13 protein-coding genes are annotated in these 16,330 nt (G+C 63.2%); 7 read left to right on the top strand and 6 right to left on the bottom strand.

Annotation, left to right across the window (positions count from 1 at the left end; translation table 11 throughout):
- Nucleotides 1-4: 4 nt before the first annotated feature.
- The 3 genes from AC6JBC_RS17420 to AC6JBC_RS17430 are packed head-to-tail and all read right to left on the bottom strand — an operon-like array spanning nucleotide 5 to nucleotide 4,369.
- On the bottom strand, nucleotides 5-1,432 hold the full coding sequence (locus AC6JBC_RS17420; protein ID WP_498026713.1) for an NAD-dependent succinate-semialdehyde dehydrogenase: 1,428 nt from the start codon (nucleotides 1,430-1,432) through the stop codon (nucleotides 5-7).
- Nucleotides 1,429-2,970, bottom strand: coding sequence for a 5-carboxymethyl-2-hydroxymuconate semialdehyde dehydrogenase (gene hpaE, locus AC6JBC_RS17425; RefSeq protein WP_498026714.1), 1,542 nt, complete (start codon nucleotides 2,968-2,970; stop codon nucleotides 1,429-1,431). Before hpaE ends, AC6JBC_RS17420 begins: the two co-directional genes overlap by 4 nt.
- Nucleotides 2,963-4,369: an aldehyde dehydrogenase family protein gene (locus AC6JBC_RS17430; protein ID WP_498026715.1), complete on the bottom strand. Its 1,407-nt coding sequence runs from the start codon at nucleotides 4,367-4,369 to the stop codon at nucleotides 2,963-2,965. Before AC6JBC_RS17430 ends, hpaE begins: the two co-directional genes overlap by 8 nt.
- Before the next feature lie 106 nt (nucleotides 4,370-4,475).
- Here AC6JBC_RS17430 and AC6JBC_RS17435 point away from each other — a divergent pair, with 106 nt between their 5' ends.
- From AC6JBC_RS17435 to AC6JBC_RS17445, 3 genes are all read left to right on the top strand, one after another.
- Nucleotides 4,476-5,567, top strand: coding sequence for an AraC family transcriptional regulator (locus tag AC6JBC_RS17435; RefSeq protein ID WP_498026716.1), 1,092 nt, complete (start codon nucleotides 4,476-4,478; stop codon nucleotides 5,565-5,567).
- Between the two features lie 108 nt (nucleotides 5,568-5,675).
- Nucleotides 5,676-6,986: an NAD(P)/FAD-dependent oxidoreductase gene (locus tag AC6JBC_RS17440; RefSeq protein ID WP_498026717.1), complete on the top strand. Its 1,311-nt coding sequence runs from the start codon at nucleotides 5,676-5,678 to the stop codon at nucleotides 6,984-6,986.
- 24 nt (nucleotides 6,987-7,010) lie between these two features.
- Nucleotides 7,011-7,367 (top strand): cupin domain-containing protein, encoded by a 357-nt coding sequence (locus AC6JBC_RS17445; protein WP_498026718.1) that lies wholly within the window; start codon nucleotides 7,011-7,013, stop codon nucleotides 7,365-7,367.
- A gap of 42 nt (nucleotides 7,368-7,409) precedes the next feature.
- Here the strand turns inward: AC6JBC_RS17445 and AC6JBC_RS17450 are convergent, their stop codons facing one another.
- A complete protein-coding gene (locus tag AC6JBC_RS17450) occupies nucleotides 7,410-8,324 on the bottom strand; it encodes a helix-turn-helix domain-containing protein (RefSeq protein ID WP_498026719.1) in 915 nt (304 codons plus the stop codon).
- A 72-nt stretch (nucleotides 8,325-8,396) separates the two neighbouring features.
- Between AC6JBC_RS17450 and pobA the strand changes: the two genes are divergently transcribed.
- Nucleotides 8,397-9,566, top strand: a complete 1,170-nt coding sequence (gene pobA / locus AC6JBC_RS17455) for a 4-hydroxybenzoate 3-monooxygenase (protein WP_498026720.1) — start codon at nucleotides 8,397-8,399, stop codon at nucleotides 9,564-9,566.
- 72 nt (nucleotides 9,567-9,638) lie between these two features.
- Here the strand turns inward: pobA and AC6JBC_RS17460 are convergent, their stop codons facing one another.
- A complete protein-coding gene (locus tag AC6JBC_RS17460; RefSeq protein WP_498026721.1) occupies nucleotides 9,639-11,042 on the bottom strand; it encodes a sugar porter family MFS transporter in 1,404 nt (467 codons plus the stop codon).
- Nucleotides 11,043-11,341: 299 nt separating this feature from the next.
- Between AC6JBC_RS17460 and AC6JBC_RS17465 the strand changes: the two genes are divergently transcribed.
- The gene (locus tag AC6JBC_RS17465; protein WP_498026722.1) at nucleotides 11,342-12,202 is read left to right on the top strand and encodes an aldose 1-epimerase; all 861 of its coding nucleotides are present in this window, start codon (nucleotides 11,342-11,344) and stop codon (nucleotides 12,200-12,202) included.
- Between the two features lie 68 nt (nucleotides 12,203-12,270).
- On the opposite strand, the gene AC6JBC_RS17470 is transcribed toward AC6JBC_RS17465, so the two are convergent.
- A complete protein-coding gene (locus tag AC6JBC_RS17470) occupies nucleotides 12,271-13,374 on the bottom strand; it encodes a LacI family DNA-binding transcriptional regulator (protein WP_498026723.1) in 1,104 nt (367 codons plus the stop codon).
- Between the two features lie 78 nt (nucleotides 13,375-13,452).
- On the opposite strand from AC6JBC_RS17470, the gene xylB reads away from it, so the two are divergent.
- Both xylB and xylA read left to right on the top strand, forming a co-directional pair.
- Nucleotides 13,453-14,901: a xylulokinase gene (xylB, locus tag AC6JBC_RS17475; RefSeq protein WP_498026724.1), complete on the top strand. Its 1,449-nt coding sequence runs from the start codon at nucleotides 13,453-13,455 to the stop codon at nucleotides 14,899-14,901.
- A 5-nt stretch (nucleotides 14,902-14,906) separates the two neighbouring features.
- Complete coding sequence (gene xylA, locus AC6JBC_RS17480; protein WP_498026725.1) at nucleotides 14,907-16,220, top strand: xylose isomerase; 1,314 nt, start codon at nucleotides 14,907-14,909, stop codon at nucleotides 16,218-16,220.
- The last annotated feature ends 110 nt before the right edge of the window (nucleotides 16,221-16,330 follow it).

A 16,330-nucleotide genomic window follows, 5' to 3' on the forward strand; every position in this document is an offset into this window, starting at 1 on the left:
CCCGTCACAGCGCGACCGTCATCGTTTTGAGTTCCAGATAATCGTCCAGCCCATGGCGCGATCCTTCGCGGCCAAGGCCCGACATCTTGATGCCGCCAAAGGGCGCGACCTCGGTCGAGATAGCGCCGGTGTTGACGCCCACCATCCCGGCCTCCAGCGCTTCGCCCACGCGCCAGCTGCGCGCCAAATCGCGGGTATAGACATAGGCGGCAAGGCCATCGGGCACCGCGTTCGCCAGACGGATGGCCTCCGCCTCGTCGGCAAAGCGCATGACTGGCGCTACGGGGCCGAAAATCTCCTCCTCTAAAAGGCGCATGCCGGGACCAGCGTCGGCCAGGATCATGGGTGGCACGAACCGGCCCTTGATCGGCCTATCCGCGCCTACCGGCATTGCTCCCTTCGCCTTTGCGTCGGCGATCAGCGCCGTCACCTTGGCGACCGCCGCATCATCGACCAGCGGGCCGATCGCCGTGCCGGGCGCATCGCCGGGTCCGACCGTCAGCGCGGCGGCGGCGTCGGCAAAGGCCTGGACGAAGCGATCGTAGATGCCGTCCTGGACGTAAAAGCGATTGGCGCAGACGCAGGTCTGCCCGCCATTGCGGAACTTGGCGATCATCGCGCCCGCCACCGCTGCGTCGATATCGGCATCATCGAATAGGATGAAGGGCGCGTTGCCGCCGAGTTCGAGGCTGAGCTTCTTCACCGTGGGCGCGCATTGCGCATAGAGAAGCGCGCCGGTGCGGGTCGATCCGGTGAAGCTCAGCTTGCGCACGATGGGGCTTGCCGTCAGCGCCCCGCCGATCGCGACGGGATCGCCGGTGACGATGTTGACCACGCCCGGCGGAATGCCTGCCGCCTGCGCCAGGACGCCCAGCGCAAAGGCGGTGAGCGGCGTCTGTTCGGCGGGCTTGATCACGATGGTGCATCCCGCCGCCAGCGCGGGCGCGAGCTTGCGGGTGATCATCGCCGCCGGAAAATTCCAAGGCGTGATCGCGGCGACCACGCCCACGGGCTGCTTGATCACCATGATGCGGCGATCCGCCTGCGTCGCCGGAATGACTTCGCCATAGGCGCGCATGGCTTCGGCCGCGAACCAGCTGAGGAAGCTCGCGGCATAGGCGATCTCGCCCCGCGCTTCGGCCAGCGGCTTGCCCTGTTCGGCGGTCAGGATGCGCGCCAGTTCCTCCTGATGGTCCATGACCAGCTGATGGTAGCGGCGAAGCGCATCGGCGCGGGCGGACGCGGGGAGGGCGGCCCAGCCGGGCAAAGCGTCCGCCGCCGCCGCGATCGCTTCCTGCGTCTCCCGCGAACCCATGGCGGGCACGCGCGCGATCAGGCTATCGTCGGCGGGATTGCGAACGTCCAGCCATTCCTCGCCGCTGCGCCACTTTCCGCCGATCAGGCAGGCGTCAGGCCTCAGGTCCAGTGTCACCGGACCCCCATTCGGGGCGTCGCGTGCGTGCCGCGCGCCAGGGCGACATTCTTCGTCTCCATGTAGAAGTCGAAACTCCAATCGCCGCCGTCGCGGCCGATGCCGCTTGCCTTCACGCCGCCAAAGGGGGTGGGGAGGTGACGGACATTCTCGCTGTTTACCCACACCATGCCGACATCCAGCGCTTCCGACACGCGCAGCGACCGGGCGAGATCGTTCGTCCACACATAGCCCGCCAGCCCGTAATCGACATCATTGGCCTTGGCGATCGCATCGGCTTCATCGTCGAACGGGATCGCCGTCAGCACCGGGCCGAAGATTTCCTCACGCGCGATGCGCATCGACTGTTCGGCCTGGGTGAACAGGGTCGGCTGGAAGAAGAAGCCGCTCGCCCCGTCCACCGGCGCGCCGCCGACCGCGATGGTCGCGCCTTCCTCCGCAGCGATCCCGGCATAGCTCGCCACCTTGGCGAAGTGGCGCGGGTGGATCAGCGGGCCGACCTCCGTCGCCGGGTCGAACGGGTCGCCGACCTTGAGCGCCTTCACCCGCTCGGCCGCCTTCGCCACGAAGGCGTCGTAGATGTTGCGCTGAACCAGCAGCCGGGAAGAAGAAGTGCAGCGCTGGCCATTGAGCGAATAGATCATGAATATCGCCGCATCCAGCGCCGCATCCAGATCGGCGTCGTCGAACACGATGCAGGGATTTTTGCCCCCCAGTTCGAAATGCACCCGCTTCAGGCTTTGCGCGCCCTGGCGCATGATCGCGCTGCCGGTGGAGGATTCGCCGACGAAGGCGATCGCCTTGATGCCCGGATGCTCGGTCAGGCGGCGGCCGGTGGTTTCGCCCAGGCCGTTCACTGCATTGAACACACCTGCGGGCAGCCCGGCTTCCGCGCCGATCTCCACCAGCAGCCGCGCTGAATAGGGCGACCATTCGGCAGGCTTGTGCACCACCGTGCATCCTGCTGCGAGAGCGGGCGCGATCTTCCATGTGGACAGCATGAAGGGCGTGTTCCACGGAGTGATCACCGCCACCGGGCCGATCGGCTTGCGGGTCGTGTAGTTAAGATGATCGGGCGCCGACAGCGCCTGCCCATCGGCGGCAGCGGGCGAACGATCGGCGAAGAAGCGGAAATTTTCCGCCCCCCGCAGCGCCGCCTTCGACATGAAGCGCCAGCATTGCCCGGCATCCAGGCACTCGACCGCCGCAATCTCGTCCGCATGGGCCACGATCAGGTCGGCCATGCGGTTGAGTATCCGGCGCCGTTCGTCGGCCGGGGTCGCCGCCCAGATGGGAAAAGCCTGGCTGGCGGCGGCCACCGCCGCCTCCAGCTGCGCTTCGGTCGCGTCGGCGCACTGGCCCAGCACATCGCCCGTGCCCGGTTCCAGCACGTCGAACAACGTCCCTTCCCCCGCGACCGGCTTGCCGCCGATGAAATGGCCCAGCGGGGCAGCGGTGAAACGGTCGATCGCCGCCATGGCGAGGGCGCGCTTGTCGGTCATCGGCAAACTCCGGGATGAAAGGGCCGCATCAGTCATGCAGCACCTGGAAGGATAGAAATTCGCTCAGGCCATGCGGCCCGAACTCGACGCCGAAACCGGACGCCTTGACCCCGCCAAAGGGCGTGTCGGGACGGATCGCGCCATGTTTGTTGACCCAGGCGGTGCCGCATTCCAGTTGCAGCGCAAGGTCGCGGGCGCGATCGATGTCGGACGACCAGACCGACCCGCCCAGACCGACCTCCGCCGCGTTGGCCGCAGCGATCGCTTCGCCGATGTCGGAATAGCGGATGATCGGCAGTGCGGGGCCGAATTGTTCCTCGTCCACCAGCGCCATGCCCGGCTTCGCATCTGCGACCAGCGTGACGGGATAGAAAAGGCCGCCGCCCGCCATCGGACTGCCGCCGGTCAGCACGCGCGCGCCATCCGCGCGCGCTTCATCGACCAGCCGGGCGACCTTGCGGAACTGCATGTCATTTTGCAGCGGGCCGAGCAGGCTGTCCTCCTGCGTGCCGGGGCCGGTCTTGACCGACGCGGCATAGGCGACCAGCGCGTCGCACACGGCGTCATAGATGCTGTCATGGACGAACAAGCGCTTCAACGCGGCGCAGGTCTGGCCATTGTTGATGAACGCGCCCCAGAACAGCCCTTCGGCAATGGCTTGCGGGTCGGCATCGGGCAGGACGATGCCCGCATCATTGCCGCCCAGTTCCAGCGTCAGGCGCTTCAGCGTGGGCGCGGCGCTCGCCATCACCTTGCGCCCCGTGGCGGTGGACCCGGTGAAGCAGACCTTGGCGATGTCGGGATGGCTGGTCAGCAGGCCACCAAGCTCATCGGGTCCGGCGACAGCGTTGAGGACGCCGGACGGCAGCGCCGCCTGCAACAATTCGACCAGCTTCAAGGTGGTCAGGGGAGTGAAGGGCGACGGCTTGATCACCACCGTATTCCCGGCGCGGATCGCGGGCATGATCTGCCAGATGGCGATCATCAGCGGCCAGTTCCACGGCGTGATCGCCGCGACCACGCCCAGCGGACGGCGATGGATAGCGATATGCGCGGCTTCATCGTCCTGCACATATTCGACCGGCAGCACCAGACCCGCCGTATGCCGCGTCCACGCCGCCGCGCCGCCCACTTCGAAACGCGAGCCCATGCCATTCATCGGCTTGCCCTGTTCGGCGGTCAGCAGCCGGGCAAGGTCTTCGGCATGGTCTTCGATGATGTCGGCGCAGCGGGCTACAGCGGCCTGCCGATCCGCATCGGGCGTCGCAGCCCATCCGGCGAAGGCGGCACGCGCCGCCGAAATTGCGCGTTCGCATGCCGCCGCATCGACTGTGGCAACCGCCCCCGCAGCATCCCCGGTCGCGGGATTCGCTATAGTGGAGAGCGTTTCGCCATATTCAGGCGACCCAGCTATGATAGCGCCAGCATATGTCATTCGCGGCCATCCTTCTGCTTAGATGTTGGCAGCAATAACTTATCATGATAAATTATTCAAGGGATGGATCTCTTTATGGTTTTCTGTTTCTGCGATTGGCATTTTCATGATGGACAGACGCGAACCGCGTCGCGAAGAAAGAGGCGAGGGCACGACATTGCCGCAGCGAAAATCATCAGGCGCGCCGCAGGTGCCGACCATCAGGGCGGTGAGCGTTCAACGCCTGCTTGAGCGGATCGACAAGGATGATGAAAAGGTCGCCGCACTGCTGGCCCGGCACGAGGTTGCCCCTGCCGGATTGCTCGATCCTTACGCGATCATGCCGCTTGCGCATTATGTCGCGCTGTTGGAGGACGCCGCTGACCTGCTCGACGCGCCGCACTTGGGCGCGGAGATGGGCAGTTGTTTCCGGCCCGCCGATATTGGCCCTACCGGACTGCTCTTTTCCCTGTCGGGCACGCTTGGCGATGCCTTCGCGCGCATGGGCCGCTACCTGCCCGCCTTTCAGACATCGACGTCCTCCGGTCTTTTGAATGCGGGCGAGCATATGTTGTGGGCGTACCGGATCCACGACCCGCGAATCTGGCCGCGGCGGCAGGACGCGGAATATGCGGTGATGGCGACTTGCGAGCTGATCCGCAGCTGTCTGACAACCCCATGGTGGCCGATCGAGGTGCATTTCGAACATGCCGCGCCAGCGGACCCCCGGCCGTTGCGCCGATTGTTCCGCGCGCCAATATTGTTCGATCAGCCTACGAACGGATTGCTGCTATCGAAGCAGGATGTCGAGCGGATCAACCGTGTGGAGGATCGTGACCTGTTGCACGTGCTGGAACGGCACGTCACCGAACTGCTCCAGGTCCACCTGGCAGAGGATAGCTATACCGGACGGGTTGAGTGGCTGATCGCCATGTATCTCGACAAGCGCCCGATCACGCTGGAGGGCATCGCAGCCGCACTGGGTCTTCCCGCTCGTAGCCTGCAACGCCGTCTTGCCGAAGAGGGAACTTCGTTACGTCAGTTGCTGCGTGATCACCGTACGCGGCTGACAGACGCGCGGCTCGGCGAAGGGCGAGGCGATGTCGCAGGCTTGGTGCAAGCGCTGGGCTATTCGGAACGGTCGGTTCTCTCTCGCGCTTATCGAGGATGGACCGGCCGCTCGCTGATCAGGGGCCGGAAGGCCGGTCACGGCAATTAACGCGCGAACTCAGTTCGTGGCGCGCTTTGTTCGTTTCTTGTCGTAATCCGCCATATCGCCGCAAGGAATTCCGCACCAGACCTGCCTCCGAACTTTGGGAGAGGGTCGATGGAAGAAGTGATGCGGCGGCTGGACGCCCTCAATTATTACACGGCCACGAAAAAATATGACATTCAGTATCCTCGCCTGACGCAGGACATTGACGTCGACATCGTCGTGATCGGCGGTGGTTTTTCAGGCATCAACACCGCGCTTGAACTTGCCGAGAAAGGCTTCACCAACACCGTTGTCCTGGAAGCGCGCCATTTGGGTTATGGCGGCACGGGGCGTAATGGCGGGCAAGTGATGGCGGGCATCGGTCACGACATCAACAAGGTCGCACGGCATGTCGGCAAGGAAGGGCTGGAGACTCTGTTCGACATTGCCAGCCTGGGCGCGGGTATCCTGCGCAGTCGGGCGGAAAAATATGGCATCGATGCCGACGTCCAGCGCGGCTACGCCTACCTCGCCTACAATGATCGCCAACTCAAAACGCTGCGCGGCTGGGTCGATGAATTTCGTGCCGCCAGTCCCGGCGAGGATATAGAATTGCTGATGGGCAAGGACGTCCAGAAGGTGATCGGATCGGACCTGTTCGCTGGCGCTATCAAGCATATGGGCGGTGGCCATGTCCATCCGCTGAACCTGTTGCTTGGCGAAGCCATGGCTCTAGTTGGCCATGGCGCGCGGATATTCGAAAACAGCCCGGTTATCAGCGTCGAATATGGCGACCGCATCACCGTCCGCACCAACGCAGGCAGCGTCCGGGCGTCCAAGCTGCTCTGGGCGTGCGACAGTTTCCTGGCGGGGCTGGAACCGGAAATATATGGGAAGACGATCAACACCTATGCTTATCAGATCGCGACCGAGCCGCTGCCTGATGAACTGATCGAGCGTATCAGTCCGATCCGGGGCGCCTATAGCGACATCAGGCCGGTAATCGACTATTATCGCGTCACCGCTGACAACCGTCTGCTTTATGGATCGGCCACACAGATGGTCGAATATTTTCCGTCCGACATCGCCGCCTGGACCCGGCCGTTGATGCTCAAAACTTTCCCTTATCTCAAGGATGTGAAGATCGATTATGCCTGGGGCGGGCCGATGGCGTGCAGCGCCAACCTGTTTCCCCAGATCGGGACCTTATCCGGCCGCCCGAACGCTTTCTTTGTTCAGGGATATTCGGGCTTTGGCGTCACGCCGTCGCATATCGTCTGCAAGGTGCTGGCAGAGGGAATGAGCGAAGGATCGGCCCGCTACGACCTGATGAGTTCGATCCCGCATATGCGCGTACTGGCCAAGGATTCGCTGCGCCGGGGCATGTTATCCGGCGCTAAGACCTGGCATCAAATCTCGGGCTTTTTCAATGGCCGCCGCTGATCAGCAGAGCATAGGAGGGTAATCATGTTCGCCATACATCAGAATGTTGTTCCAGACCTTGATAGTTGGGGCACTGTTGCCGACCTGGGTTCCGAAATAGTCGAGGGCGAAGGACTGTGCTTTGGCAAGATGGTCCATGGATCGCCCGACATGCCGTTCTCATGCGGATATTTCGCGACCGTCAAGGGCAAGTTCCGCATGACTTATCCTTTCTCGGAACACGCCATCGTGGTCGAAGGTAGCGTCACGCTGACAGACGAGAGCACGGGCAAAGCCACGACCTATGGTCCCGGAGATGGCTGGTTCGTCGAACGCGGCACGTCGGTTCTGTGGGAAATCCACAGCGATCGTTTTACCAAAAATTATGTCGCGATAGCCTGAGTTGAACGGAGGCATATCGGGTGCGGGGTGATAGGTTCGCCCTTATCCGGCGCTGACACTCTGCCCCCGGGCGGCGCGCCAGTCGCGGGGTGAGCGGCCGGTGTGGCGGGCGAAGAAGCGGGAGAAGTAGGCGGGGTCGTCAAACCCCGTGGCATAGCCGACCTCCGCGACCGACAGGTTGGAATAAAGGAGCAGGCGGCGGGCTTCGAGCAGGGCGCGCTCGTCGAGCATGGCGGCAGGGGAGAGCCCTGCGGCGCGGGCGCAGGCTTGGCGGAGCGCGGTTTCGCTGACGCCCAGCGCGCGGGCGTGGGCAGCGACAGGCTCCCGCTTGCGGAAACGCTGTTCGATCCGATCGCGCAGGCGGGCGACGAGGCGGGCCTGGCGGCCGCCGCTGCTGGCGCTGGCGTCGGACAGGGTGGCGTGACGCAGCGCCTGGACCATGAGCCAGAGGAGGAGCGCTTCGACCGCCGCGCGTTGTCCCGGGCCGGACCATGCAAGCTCGCGGGCGAGTGCGCCGATGCGGGTTTCCACTTCGGCGGCGCTGGATATGGCGATGGCGCGGGGCGCACGGAAGAGCGGTTGAAGGTCGGCGTCACGCTGCAATAGGTGGCGCAGATAGCTGTCCGCGATAGTCGTCACCCAGCCCCGCGAGTCGCGGTGCCAGGCAAAACCGTGGATGATCCCTGCTGGCACCAGCAGCAGGCAGGGCGCTTCAAATGTGACGCTTTCCCCATCCGCCCGCATCGATCCGCCGCCTTCGGCGATGAGGATGATATGGTTGAGATCGCGATGGAGATGCGGCTGGATCGTCCACTCGCTGGGGCGGGAACGATCATCCAGGCTTTCGACATGGACAAAGCCCTCCGCAACACTGCGCTGAGGCTCTCCATAGAGGTAGAAGCGGTGGACGGGAGCGGCCATGGTTCGCCATAAAATCTGCTGGATCATCCAAGTCATACGCCAGTTCCTCCCTGTCCGGCAAGGGTCGCCTCGCGCATCATGCACGGCGTCAGATGCGGGAGAGGTTTCATGAAGACACAGGTCGCCATCATAGGCGCGGGGCCTGCCGGGCTGCTGCTGGGCCATTTGCTTCGGGCGGAGGGGCTGGAGGTGGTCGTGGTGGAGCGAGCATCACCCAGCTATGTTCTGGGGCGCATCCGCGCAGGCGTGCTGGAGCGGACCACGACGGACTTGATGGACCGGCTGGGCCTTGGCGAGCGGATGCATCGTGAAGGGTTGCCCCATGACGGCTTTCACCTGGCCAGTAGCGAGCGGTCGATCCGCATTGACATCGCGGGCCTGACCGGACGGCAGGTCATGGTATATGGCCAGACGGAGATTACCCGCGACCTGATGGAGGCGGCGGCCGGACGCGGTCTGGAGATCGTCTACGAAGCGGATGAGGTGGCATTGCATGACGTTGACAGCGATGCGCCGTACCTGACCTATCGCAAGGATGGTCGGCAGGAGCGGATAGATGCGGAATTTATTTGCGGGTGCGATGGCTTTCACGGTCCTTCGCGGCGAGCCATGCCGGCTGGCGTAGCGACCGCCTATGAGAAGATATATCCGTTCGGTTGGCTGGGCATCCTGGCGGATGTGCCACCGTGCGATGACGAACTGATCTATGCCAATCATGAACGCGGCTTTGCGCTGGCGTCCATGCGATCGGGGACGCGCAGCCGCTATTATATTCAAGTGTCACTGGATGAACGGATCGAGGATTGGCCGGACGATCGGCTGTGGGATGAGCTGGCAGTGCGGCTGGGGCCTGAAGCGGGTGCGCGGATGGTGTGCGGGCCAGCATTGGAGAAGTCGATCGCGCCGCTGCGATCCTTCGTATTCGAGCCGATGCAATATGGCCGGCTGATGCTGGCAGGGGACAGTGCGCATATCGTGCCGCCGACGGGAGCGAAGGGGCTGAACCTAGCGGCGTCGGATATATTCTATCTTTCGGCTGCCTTGACCGGATGGTTCCGACGGCGGGACGGGGACGCGATAGCGGGCTATTCCCAGCAGGCGCTGGCGCGGATCTGGAAAGCGGAACGATTTTCCTGGCAGCTGACGCGGCTGATGCACCGCTTTCCGGAAATGGATGCGTTTGACCGGCGGATGCAGGTTGCCGAGCTGGACTATATTGCCTCTTCCAGAGCGGCGCAGGCAGCTATCGCGGAAAATTATGTGGGATTGCCGCTTTGAAAAGGACTGGCTCGCGAAGCGCGAGAGCATCTGCGAGGAACAGCAGTTGCGTGCAGGTTCGACGCGCTGCGCTCACCCATCCATCGCTTCTAACTCGATACCTTTGGTCTCGCGCACGGTCATCGCCACGAAGACGAGTGAGATGGCCGCGAAGGTCATGTACATGCCATAGGTTCCGGCCAGGCCGACATTGTGAGCCAGCCACGGGAACGACGAACTGACCACGAAATTCGCCAGCCATTGCGCAGCACCGGCCACAGCCAGCGCGGAGCCTCGCATCTGGTTGGGAAACATCTCGCCGAGCATCACCCACATCACCGGACCCCAACTGAGATTGAAGAAGACCACGAAGAGGTTGGCCGCGATCAGCGCTACGAAGCCGAGATCCCCCGGGAGATGGAGACTGCCATTTACCAGTTCGCCTTGCCCGAAGCACCACGCCAACAGTCCGAGCGTCATCGTGATGCCAGCGGACCCGATCAGCAACAGAGGGCGCCGACCCAAGCGATCGACGAGCAGGATCGCGGCCAGGCAGGCGACAATGGAGACCACACCCGACAGGATGTTGATCTTCAAGGCGTCGGCTTCGGTGAAGCCCACTGCCTGCCACAGCACGGCGCCATAGTAGAAGACCACGTTGATGCCGACCAGTTGTTGGAACACCGCCAAGCCGATCCCGACCCAGACGATCTTGCGCCACCCACCGCCCGGTTTGCGAAGGTCTGCGAGGCTCGGCTGGTGATCGTGGGAGAGGGACGCATCTATCTCGCCGAGCTTGGTCGCGGCGGTTTGTGGACCGAGTAGCCGCGACAGCACCTGAAGCGCCTCCTCCTTGCGGCCCTTCGCCATCAGGAAGCGGGGACTCTCGGGAATGCCGAGCAGCGCGAAGAAGAACAGCACGGCGGGCAGCGCCTGCACCCAGAACATCCAGCGCCAAGCGGCCTGTCCACCCCATCCGGTTCCCAGGGACGACCCCGCTGCCTGCGCCAGATAATAGTTGGCGAGGAAGGCGCCGGTCAGGCCGCTGATGATCATCACTTGCTGAATGCTGGAAAGCCGCCCCCGTACGTGGGAGGGCGTCACCTCGCTGATATAGGCTGGCGACAGTACGCTGGCCGCGCCCACGGCCATTCCTGCAAAGAAGCGGGCGAGCGCGAGGATGACGGCAGACGTCGCCGCGCCGGACCCGCCCGCGCTGATGATGAACAGGAGTGCTGCAGCCATCATCACCGTCCGGCGGCCCCAGACATCCGCGAATCGCCCTGCCAGGAAGGCGCCCAGCGCACAGCCCGGCAGCAGCGCGCTGACCGTGAGACCCAGTTGCGCCTCGGTGAGATGGAAAGTCTGCCTAAGCCCGTCCTGAGTGCCGTTGATGGCTCCGGAATCGTAGCCGAACATGAAGCCGCCGATAGTGGCCACCGCCACTATGCGGCCGATCAGGGCAAGGTTGGTGCCCCCTCCTGCTGTTGTTTGCATTTACCCTGTGCCCCTCCAATGGGATCGCTAACATGCCGGGCTGCCGCTCAAGGTCAAGTAGCGTCTGTGGGATGGACGTCTGATTTTCGCAATCGCTTGCGCCCATCTTGGCTGCGACTCCGGCTCTGCCTGGGCTTTCCCAGGACTTGGCCGGTGTAGCAAACCTCTTGAAGATCTCGACTGTTAGCGCTAATCCTGATCCGAACACCGCTTCTTTGCAGGCCTTGCCGTATCAATTCACTTGCCCACACCGTGCTCCAGTAGAAGCAATGGTTTGAAAATAAAATGAAGCGTGTCCTATGCCAACTCTGATCGCAGGCGACTCCCGCCTGGACTTGTCGCCGGAGCGCGGCGGTTCCGTGCTGCGCTTCGACTGGCGCGGGATGCCCATTTTTCGGCCTGCGACCGGCCCCGGCATATTGGACGTCGCGAGCTTCCCGCTCGTTCCATTCTCCAACCGCGTAGCTTTGGGACGGTTCATGGCCGCAGGGCGCGAAGTGGTACTCGCTCCGAATTTTCCCGGCACAGATCATCCCCACCCACTTCATGGTTTCGGCTGGCTTGCGCAGTGGGATGTGATTGCACTGGATGAGCGCCACGCAGTGCTGGAGCATCGCTATGCTGGAGGTGAGTGGCCTTGGCCCTACGTAGCGGAACAGCGACTGGACCTTTACGATGATGGCCTGGAAATGAGCCTCTCAGTCATTAACCTCGGCCATGATCCCATGCCTGCGGGCTTGGGCTTCCACCCCTATTTTCCGCGACAGGCAGACACGCTCTATCATGGGCTGCATCGCGGCGAATGGCGCAATGATCCGACTGGCCTGCCGCTCGCACAGGAGATTAGCCCCACGCCACAAGATTGGTGGCACGGCTCGCCGGTCGGCTGCCGGGCCGTCGATACTCTTTACACGAACCGTCACGGCGGCCTTCGGATCGAGTGGCCGTCACGCCGTTTGGCGCTGAAAATCGCGCCATCGGCAACTCTGCCACACACGGTCGTCTATTCGCCGGCAGGCATGGATTATTTCTGCGTCGAGCCGGTCAGCCACATGACCAATGCAGTGAATATGGACGACGGGACGGAAACGGGCCTCCGTTATATCTCTCCGGGCGAAGTCTTTATGGGAAGCGTAGAGTTAAAGGTGGAGCAACTCTGAAAGATCACCGCACCGCTCTCTGAGGATGAGATGCGCAAACCCGAGAAAGCGAAGCAGCGCCGCTATCCTCAACCCTTGATGATTGAGTGCGGCGGCGCATCGCTGGCGCGAACTATGAGCTCATAGGGAAGTTGTCGATTGCAGGGCTCAACGGCCTCGCCCGCCAAGGTAGAGTGGATGCCCTCGATCAGCATGCGCATGCCCTGTTTCGCCATTTCGACAACGGGTTGGCGAATCGTGGTAAGTTCAGGCCAGATCGTCGTTGCGATCGATGTGTCGTCAAAGCCGCAGACCGACAGGTCGTTGGGTACGTCGAGCTTTAACCGATGCGCGACCGCAACCGCAGCCGCAGCCATGTCGTCGTTACTGGCGAAGATGGCCGTGGGCCGAGGCTTTAGGGCCAATAACGCCTCCGCTGCCTTCATCCCCGACCGGTAGGTAAAGTCGCCGCCGACGATCATCGCCTCGTCATCGGCCAAGTTCGCGTCCCTGAGCGCGCGGCGATAGCCGTTGAGACGCAGGGTGCTGGAGGCCTGATTGGGTTCGCCCCCGATGAAGCCAATGCGGCGGTGCCCTTGTTCGATCAGGCGAGACGTCATGGTATAGGCAGCGGCCTCATCGTCTATCGTCACCGACAGGGCCTGCGGATCCGGCGATCCGGTGGCGATCTGGGCGAACGGCTGGCCACTTTTGCGAAGTAATTCCAGCAGCGCGGCGTCGTCGCTAAGCGGTGGCGTAAACAACACCGCATCAACACGATGGGCCGCCAGGGTGGCCATGATCGAGCTGGCATCAGTGCCAGGACCGCAATGTTCGACGATCAATTGCGCGCCACTTTGGCTGGCTCCCTCCAGGCTGCCCACAAGAAATTCGCTCAGATAGGCCGCGCTCGGATTGCTATGCAGCAGGGCGATCCGGCATTGGCGGCCGCCAGCAAGGCTTCTGGCGGCCGGATTGGGAACATAGCCCAGTTGCGCAACAACTCTTTCGACGAGCTGTTTCGTCCTGGCGGTGACCTTTGGTTCGTTGTTGATCACTCGGGATACGGTCATCGCAGACACACCGGCGGCGCTGGCGACGTCCGCGATGGTTATACTGCTTCGGCTACGCCGCGGAGCACGTTGTTTTGGTGTGTGGGGACGCTGAACCATTGCCGTAACGCTATTCACCATTTGACGCGAATTGCGCAAGCGGGTTGCACCAAAATCCATGTTAGCGCTAAATAGCCATCTTGGGAGAGCAGGCGAATCGTGTTTTTGGGTATTGATCTCGGCACGTCGGGCGTGAAAGCCGTGATCGTGGACGCCGACGGCACAGTCGTCGCGCAGGAATCCGCGCCGCTAACAGTTTCGCGTCCCTCTGCCCTATGGTCTGAACAGAATCCCGAGGATTGGTGGGAAGCGACCGACATCGCGATCCTGGCGCTTGATCCTGACTTGCGCGCGGGCGTGCAGGGAGTGGGCCTGGCTGGTCAGATGCACGGCGCTACTCTGCTGGGCGATGACGACCGGCCCTTGCGTCCTGCTATATTATGGAACGACGGCCGCAGCTTTGCCGAATGCGCTGAGTTGGAAGCCGCCGAATCGCGCTCGCGTGCGATCACCGGCAATCTCGCCATGCCCGGCTTTACCGCGCCCAAGCTGCAATGGGTCCGCAATCATGAGCCCGCGACCTTCGCGGCGACGCGCAGCGTGCTGCTGCCAAAGGATTATCTGCGCCTGCGCATGACCGGCGACAAGGCGTCGGACATGTCAGACAGCGCCGGAACCCTGTGGCTGGATGTCGGTGCGCGGACCTGGAGCAAAGAGATGCTCGCGGCGACCGGGCTCTCCGAAAGCCATATGCCGACCCTCTACGAAGGCAGCGACGTCACCGGAAGCCTACGAGCTGATGTCGCCGCCCGCTGGGGCATGGGACGGGTGCCGGTGGCAGCCGGAGGGGGAGATAATGCCGCCGGCGCAGTCGGCGTCGGCGTGATGGGAGAAGGCGATGCGCTGCTTTCGCTCGGCACGTCTGGCGTCCTCTTCGTCGCCACCCGCGATTTCCGTCCCAACCCGGCTCGCGCCATGCACGCTTTCTGCCATGCCTTACCCGAGACTTGGCACCAGATGGCCGTTCACCTCTCCGCCGCTTCCTGCATCGACTGGGCCGCGAGGCTGATGGGCACGGCCGGGCCGGCGGAGGTGTTTGCCCTGGCCGAAGGTGAAGGTGTCTCCTCCGGACCCGAACTGTTCCTGCCCTACCTGACCGGCGAGCGCACGCCGTATAACGATCCGCACGTGCGCGGCGCGTTCCTGTCCCTCGGCAGCGAAAGCTCCCCTGGCAGGCTTGCCGCTGCGGTGCTTGAAGGCGTGGCGTTCGCCCATGCCGATGGCCTCGCCGCCTTGCGCGAGGCAGGCACCAAGCTGTCCTCGCTCTGCGTCATCGGCGGTGGCGCTCGGTCGCGGCATTGGGGCCAGATCTTCGCTGCGGTGCTCGATACGCCGCTGGTCTATATCGAGGGCGGAGAGGTCGGCCCTGCGCTTGGCGCGGCCAAGCTGGCGCAGATCGCCATCACCGGCGCGCCCGCCGCGGAGGTTTGCGTGCGGCCGCCAGTGCGCCATGTCATCGAACCCGATCCCATTCTCGCCGACCGGCTTGCACCCAAGCTTGATCGTTTTCGTGCGGCCTATCCGCTCATTCGCCAGATTCAGGAGTAATTCTTTTGTCCGCTGACTATTTTTCCCCATTCGACACCATCCGCTACGAAGGACCCGACAGCACCAGCGAACTCGCCTATCGCTGGTACGACAAGGACCGGCTGGTCATGGGCAAGCGGATGGAGGAGCATCTGCGCTTTGCCGTGTGCTTCTGGCACACCTTCTGCTGGCCGGGCAGTGATGTATTCGGCGGCGGAACCTTCCGTCGGCCCTGGCATGCTGGCGCCAACGACGCGGCCAGCGCCCGGTCCAAGCGCGACGCGGCGCTGGCCTTCGTCGAAAAGCTGGACGTGCCGTTCTACTGCTTCCACGATATAGACGTGATGGCCGAGGCCGAGGATGCCGCCGGTTTCCGCAGGAGCTTCGCCGAAGCGGTCGATCACCTTGAGGAACTACAGGGTCGGCACGGCCGCAAGCTTCTGTGGGGCACGGCAAACTTGTTCAGCCACCCGCGTTACATGGCCGGGGCGGCGACCAATCCCGATCCCGAAGTCTATGCCTGGGCCGCCATGCAGGTGCGCGACTGCCTCGAGGCGACCCATCGGCTGGGCGGGCAAAATTATGTGCTGTGGGGCGGGCGCGAAGGCTATGATACGATCCTGAACACCGAGATCGGTATCGAGCAGGACAATTTCGGCCGCTTCCTCAATCTGGTCGTCGATCACAAGCACCGTATCGGCTTCACCGGCGCCATCCTGATCGAGCCCAAGCCGCACGAGCCGACCAAGCATCAGTACGACTTCGACACCCAGACCGTCTTTGCTTTCCTCCAGCGCTATGGTCTGGAAAAAGAGGTCAAGGTCAATATCGAGGCGAACCACGCAACGCTTTCGGGCCATAGCTTCGAACATGAGATCGCCATGGCGCGCGCATTGGGCGTGTTCGGCTCGATCGACGCCAACCGTGGCGATCCGCAAAATGGTTGGGACACCGACCAATTTCCCAACTCGGTTGAGGAGCTGACGCTGGCGATGATCGAGATCATCCGAGCAGGCGGATTCACCACCGGCGGTTTCAATTTCGATGCCAAGGTGCGCCGCCAGTCGATCGATGCGGCGGACCTGTTCCACGGGCATATCGGCGGCATCGACACGATCGCGCGCGCCCTGTTGCGCGCCGCTGCGATCATCGAGGACGGCCAACTCGACGCCTTCCGGCAGGAGCGTTATGCCGGCTGGCGCGGCGAGATGGGCGCGGCGATCCACGCACCTGGAGCGACGCTTGCCTCGGTTGCCGACATGGCCGTGCAAAGCAACCGCGGGCCTGAGCTTCGATCCGGGCGGCAGGAATGGTGCGAAAATCTCGTGAACCGGTTTTGATGGACCAGGCAATGGAAATAATCGCACAGGTAAACGAACTTTGTCGTTCAATTAGACATCATCATCGGCTAAGCTAAACCTTGTCGAGGGCCGATCACAAAGTGGAAAAC

The organism is Sphingobium sp. RC1, assembly GCF_059738765.1.

What these genes read in the sequence shown, in the direction of transcription:
- AC6JBC_RS17430 (WP_498026715.1), bottom strand. Translation starts at nt 4,369, where the DNA reads ATGACATATGCTGGCGCTATCATAGCTGGGTCGCCTGAATATGGCGAA.
- AC6JBC_RS17465 (WP_498026722.1), top strand. Translation starts at nt 11,342, where the DNA reads ATGCCAACTCTGATCGCAGGCGACTCCCGCCTGGACTTGTCGCCGGAG.
- AC6JBC_RS17470 (WP_498026723.1), bottom strand. Translation starts at nt 13,374, where the DNA reads ATGGTGAATAGCGTTACGGCAATGGTTCAGCGTCCCCACACACCAAAA.
- pobA (WP_498026720.1), top strand. Translation starts at nt 8,397, where the DNA reads ATGAAGACACAGGTCGCCATCATAGGCGCGGGGCCTGCCGGGCTGCTG.
- hpaE (WP_498026714.1), bottom strand. Translation starts at nt 2,970, where the DNA reads ATGACTGATGCGGCCCTTTCATCCCGGAGTTTGCCGATGACCGACAAG.
- AC6JBC_RS17450 (WP_498026719.1), bottom strand. Translation starts at nt 8,324, where the DNA reads ATGACTTGGATGATCCAGCAGATTTTATGGCGAACCATGGCCGCTCCC.
- AC6JBC_RS17435 (WP_498026716.1), top strand. Translation starts at nt 4,476, where the DNA reads ATGATGGACAGACGCGAACCGCGTCGCGAAGAAAGAGGCGAGGGCACG.
- AC6JBC_RS17460 (WP_498026721.1), bottom strand. Translation starts at nt 11,042, where the DNA reads ATGCAAACAACAGCAGGAGGGGGCACCAACCTTGCCCTGATCGGCCGC.
- AC6JBC_RS17445 (WP_498026718.1), top strand. Translation starts at nt 7,011, where the DNA reads ATGTTCGCCATACATCAGAATGTTGTTCCAGACCTTGATAGTTGGGGC.
- AC6JBC_RS17440 (WP_498026717.1), top strand. Translation starts at nt 5,676, where the DNA reads ATGGAAGAAGTGATGCGGCGGCTGGACGCCCTCAATTATTACACGGCC.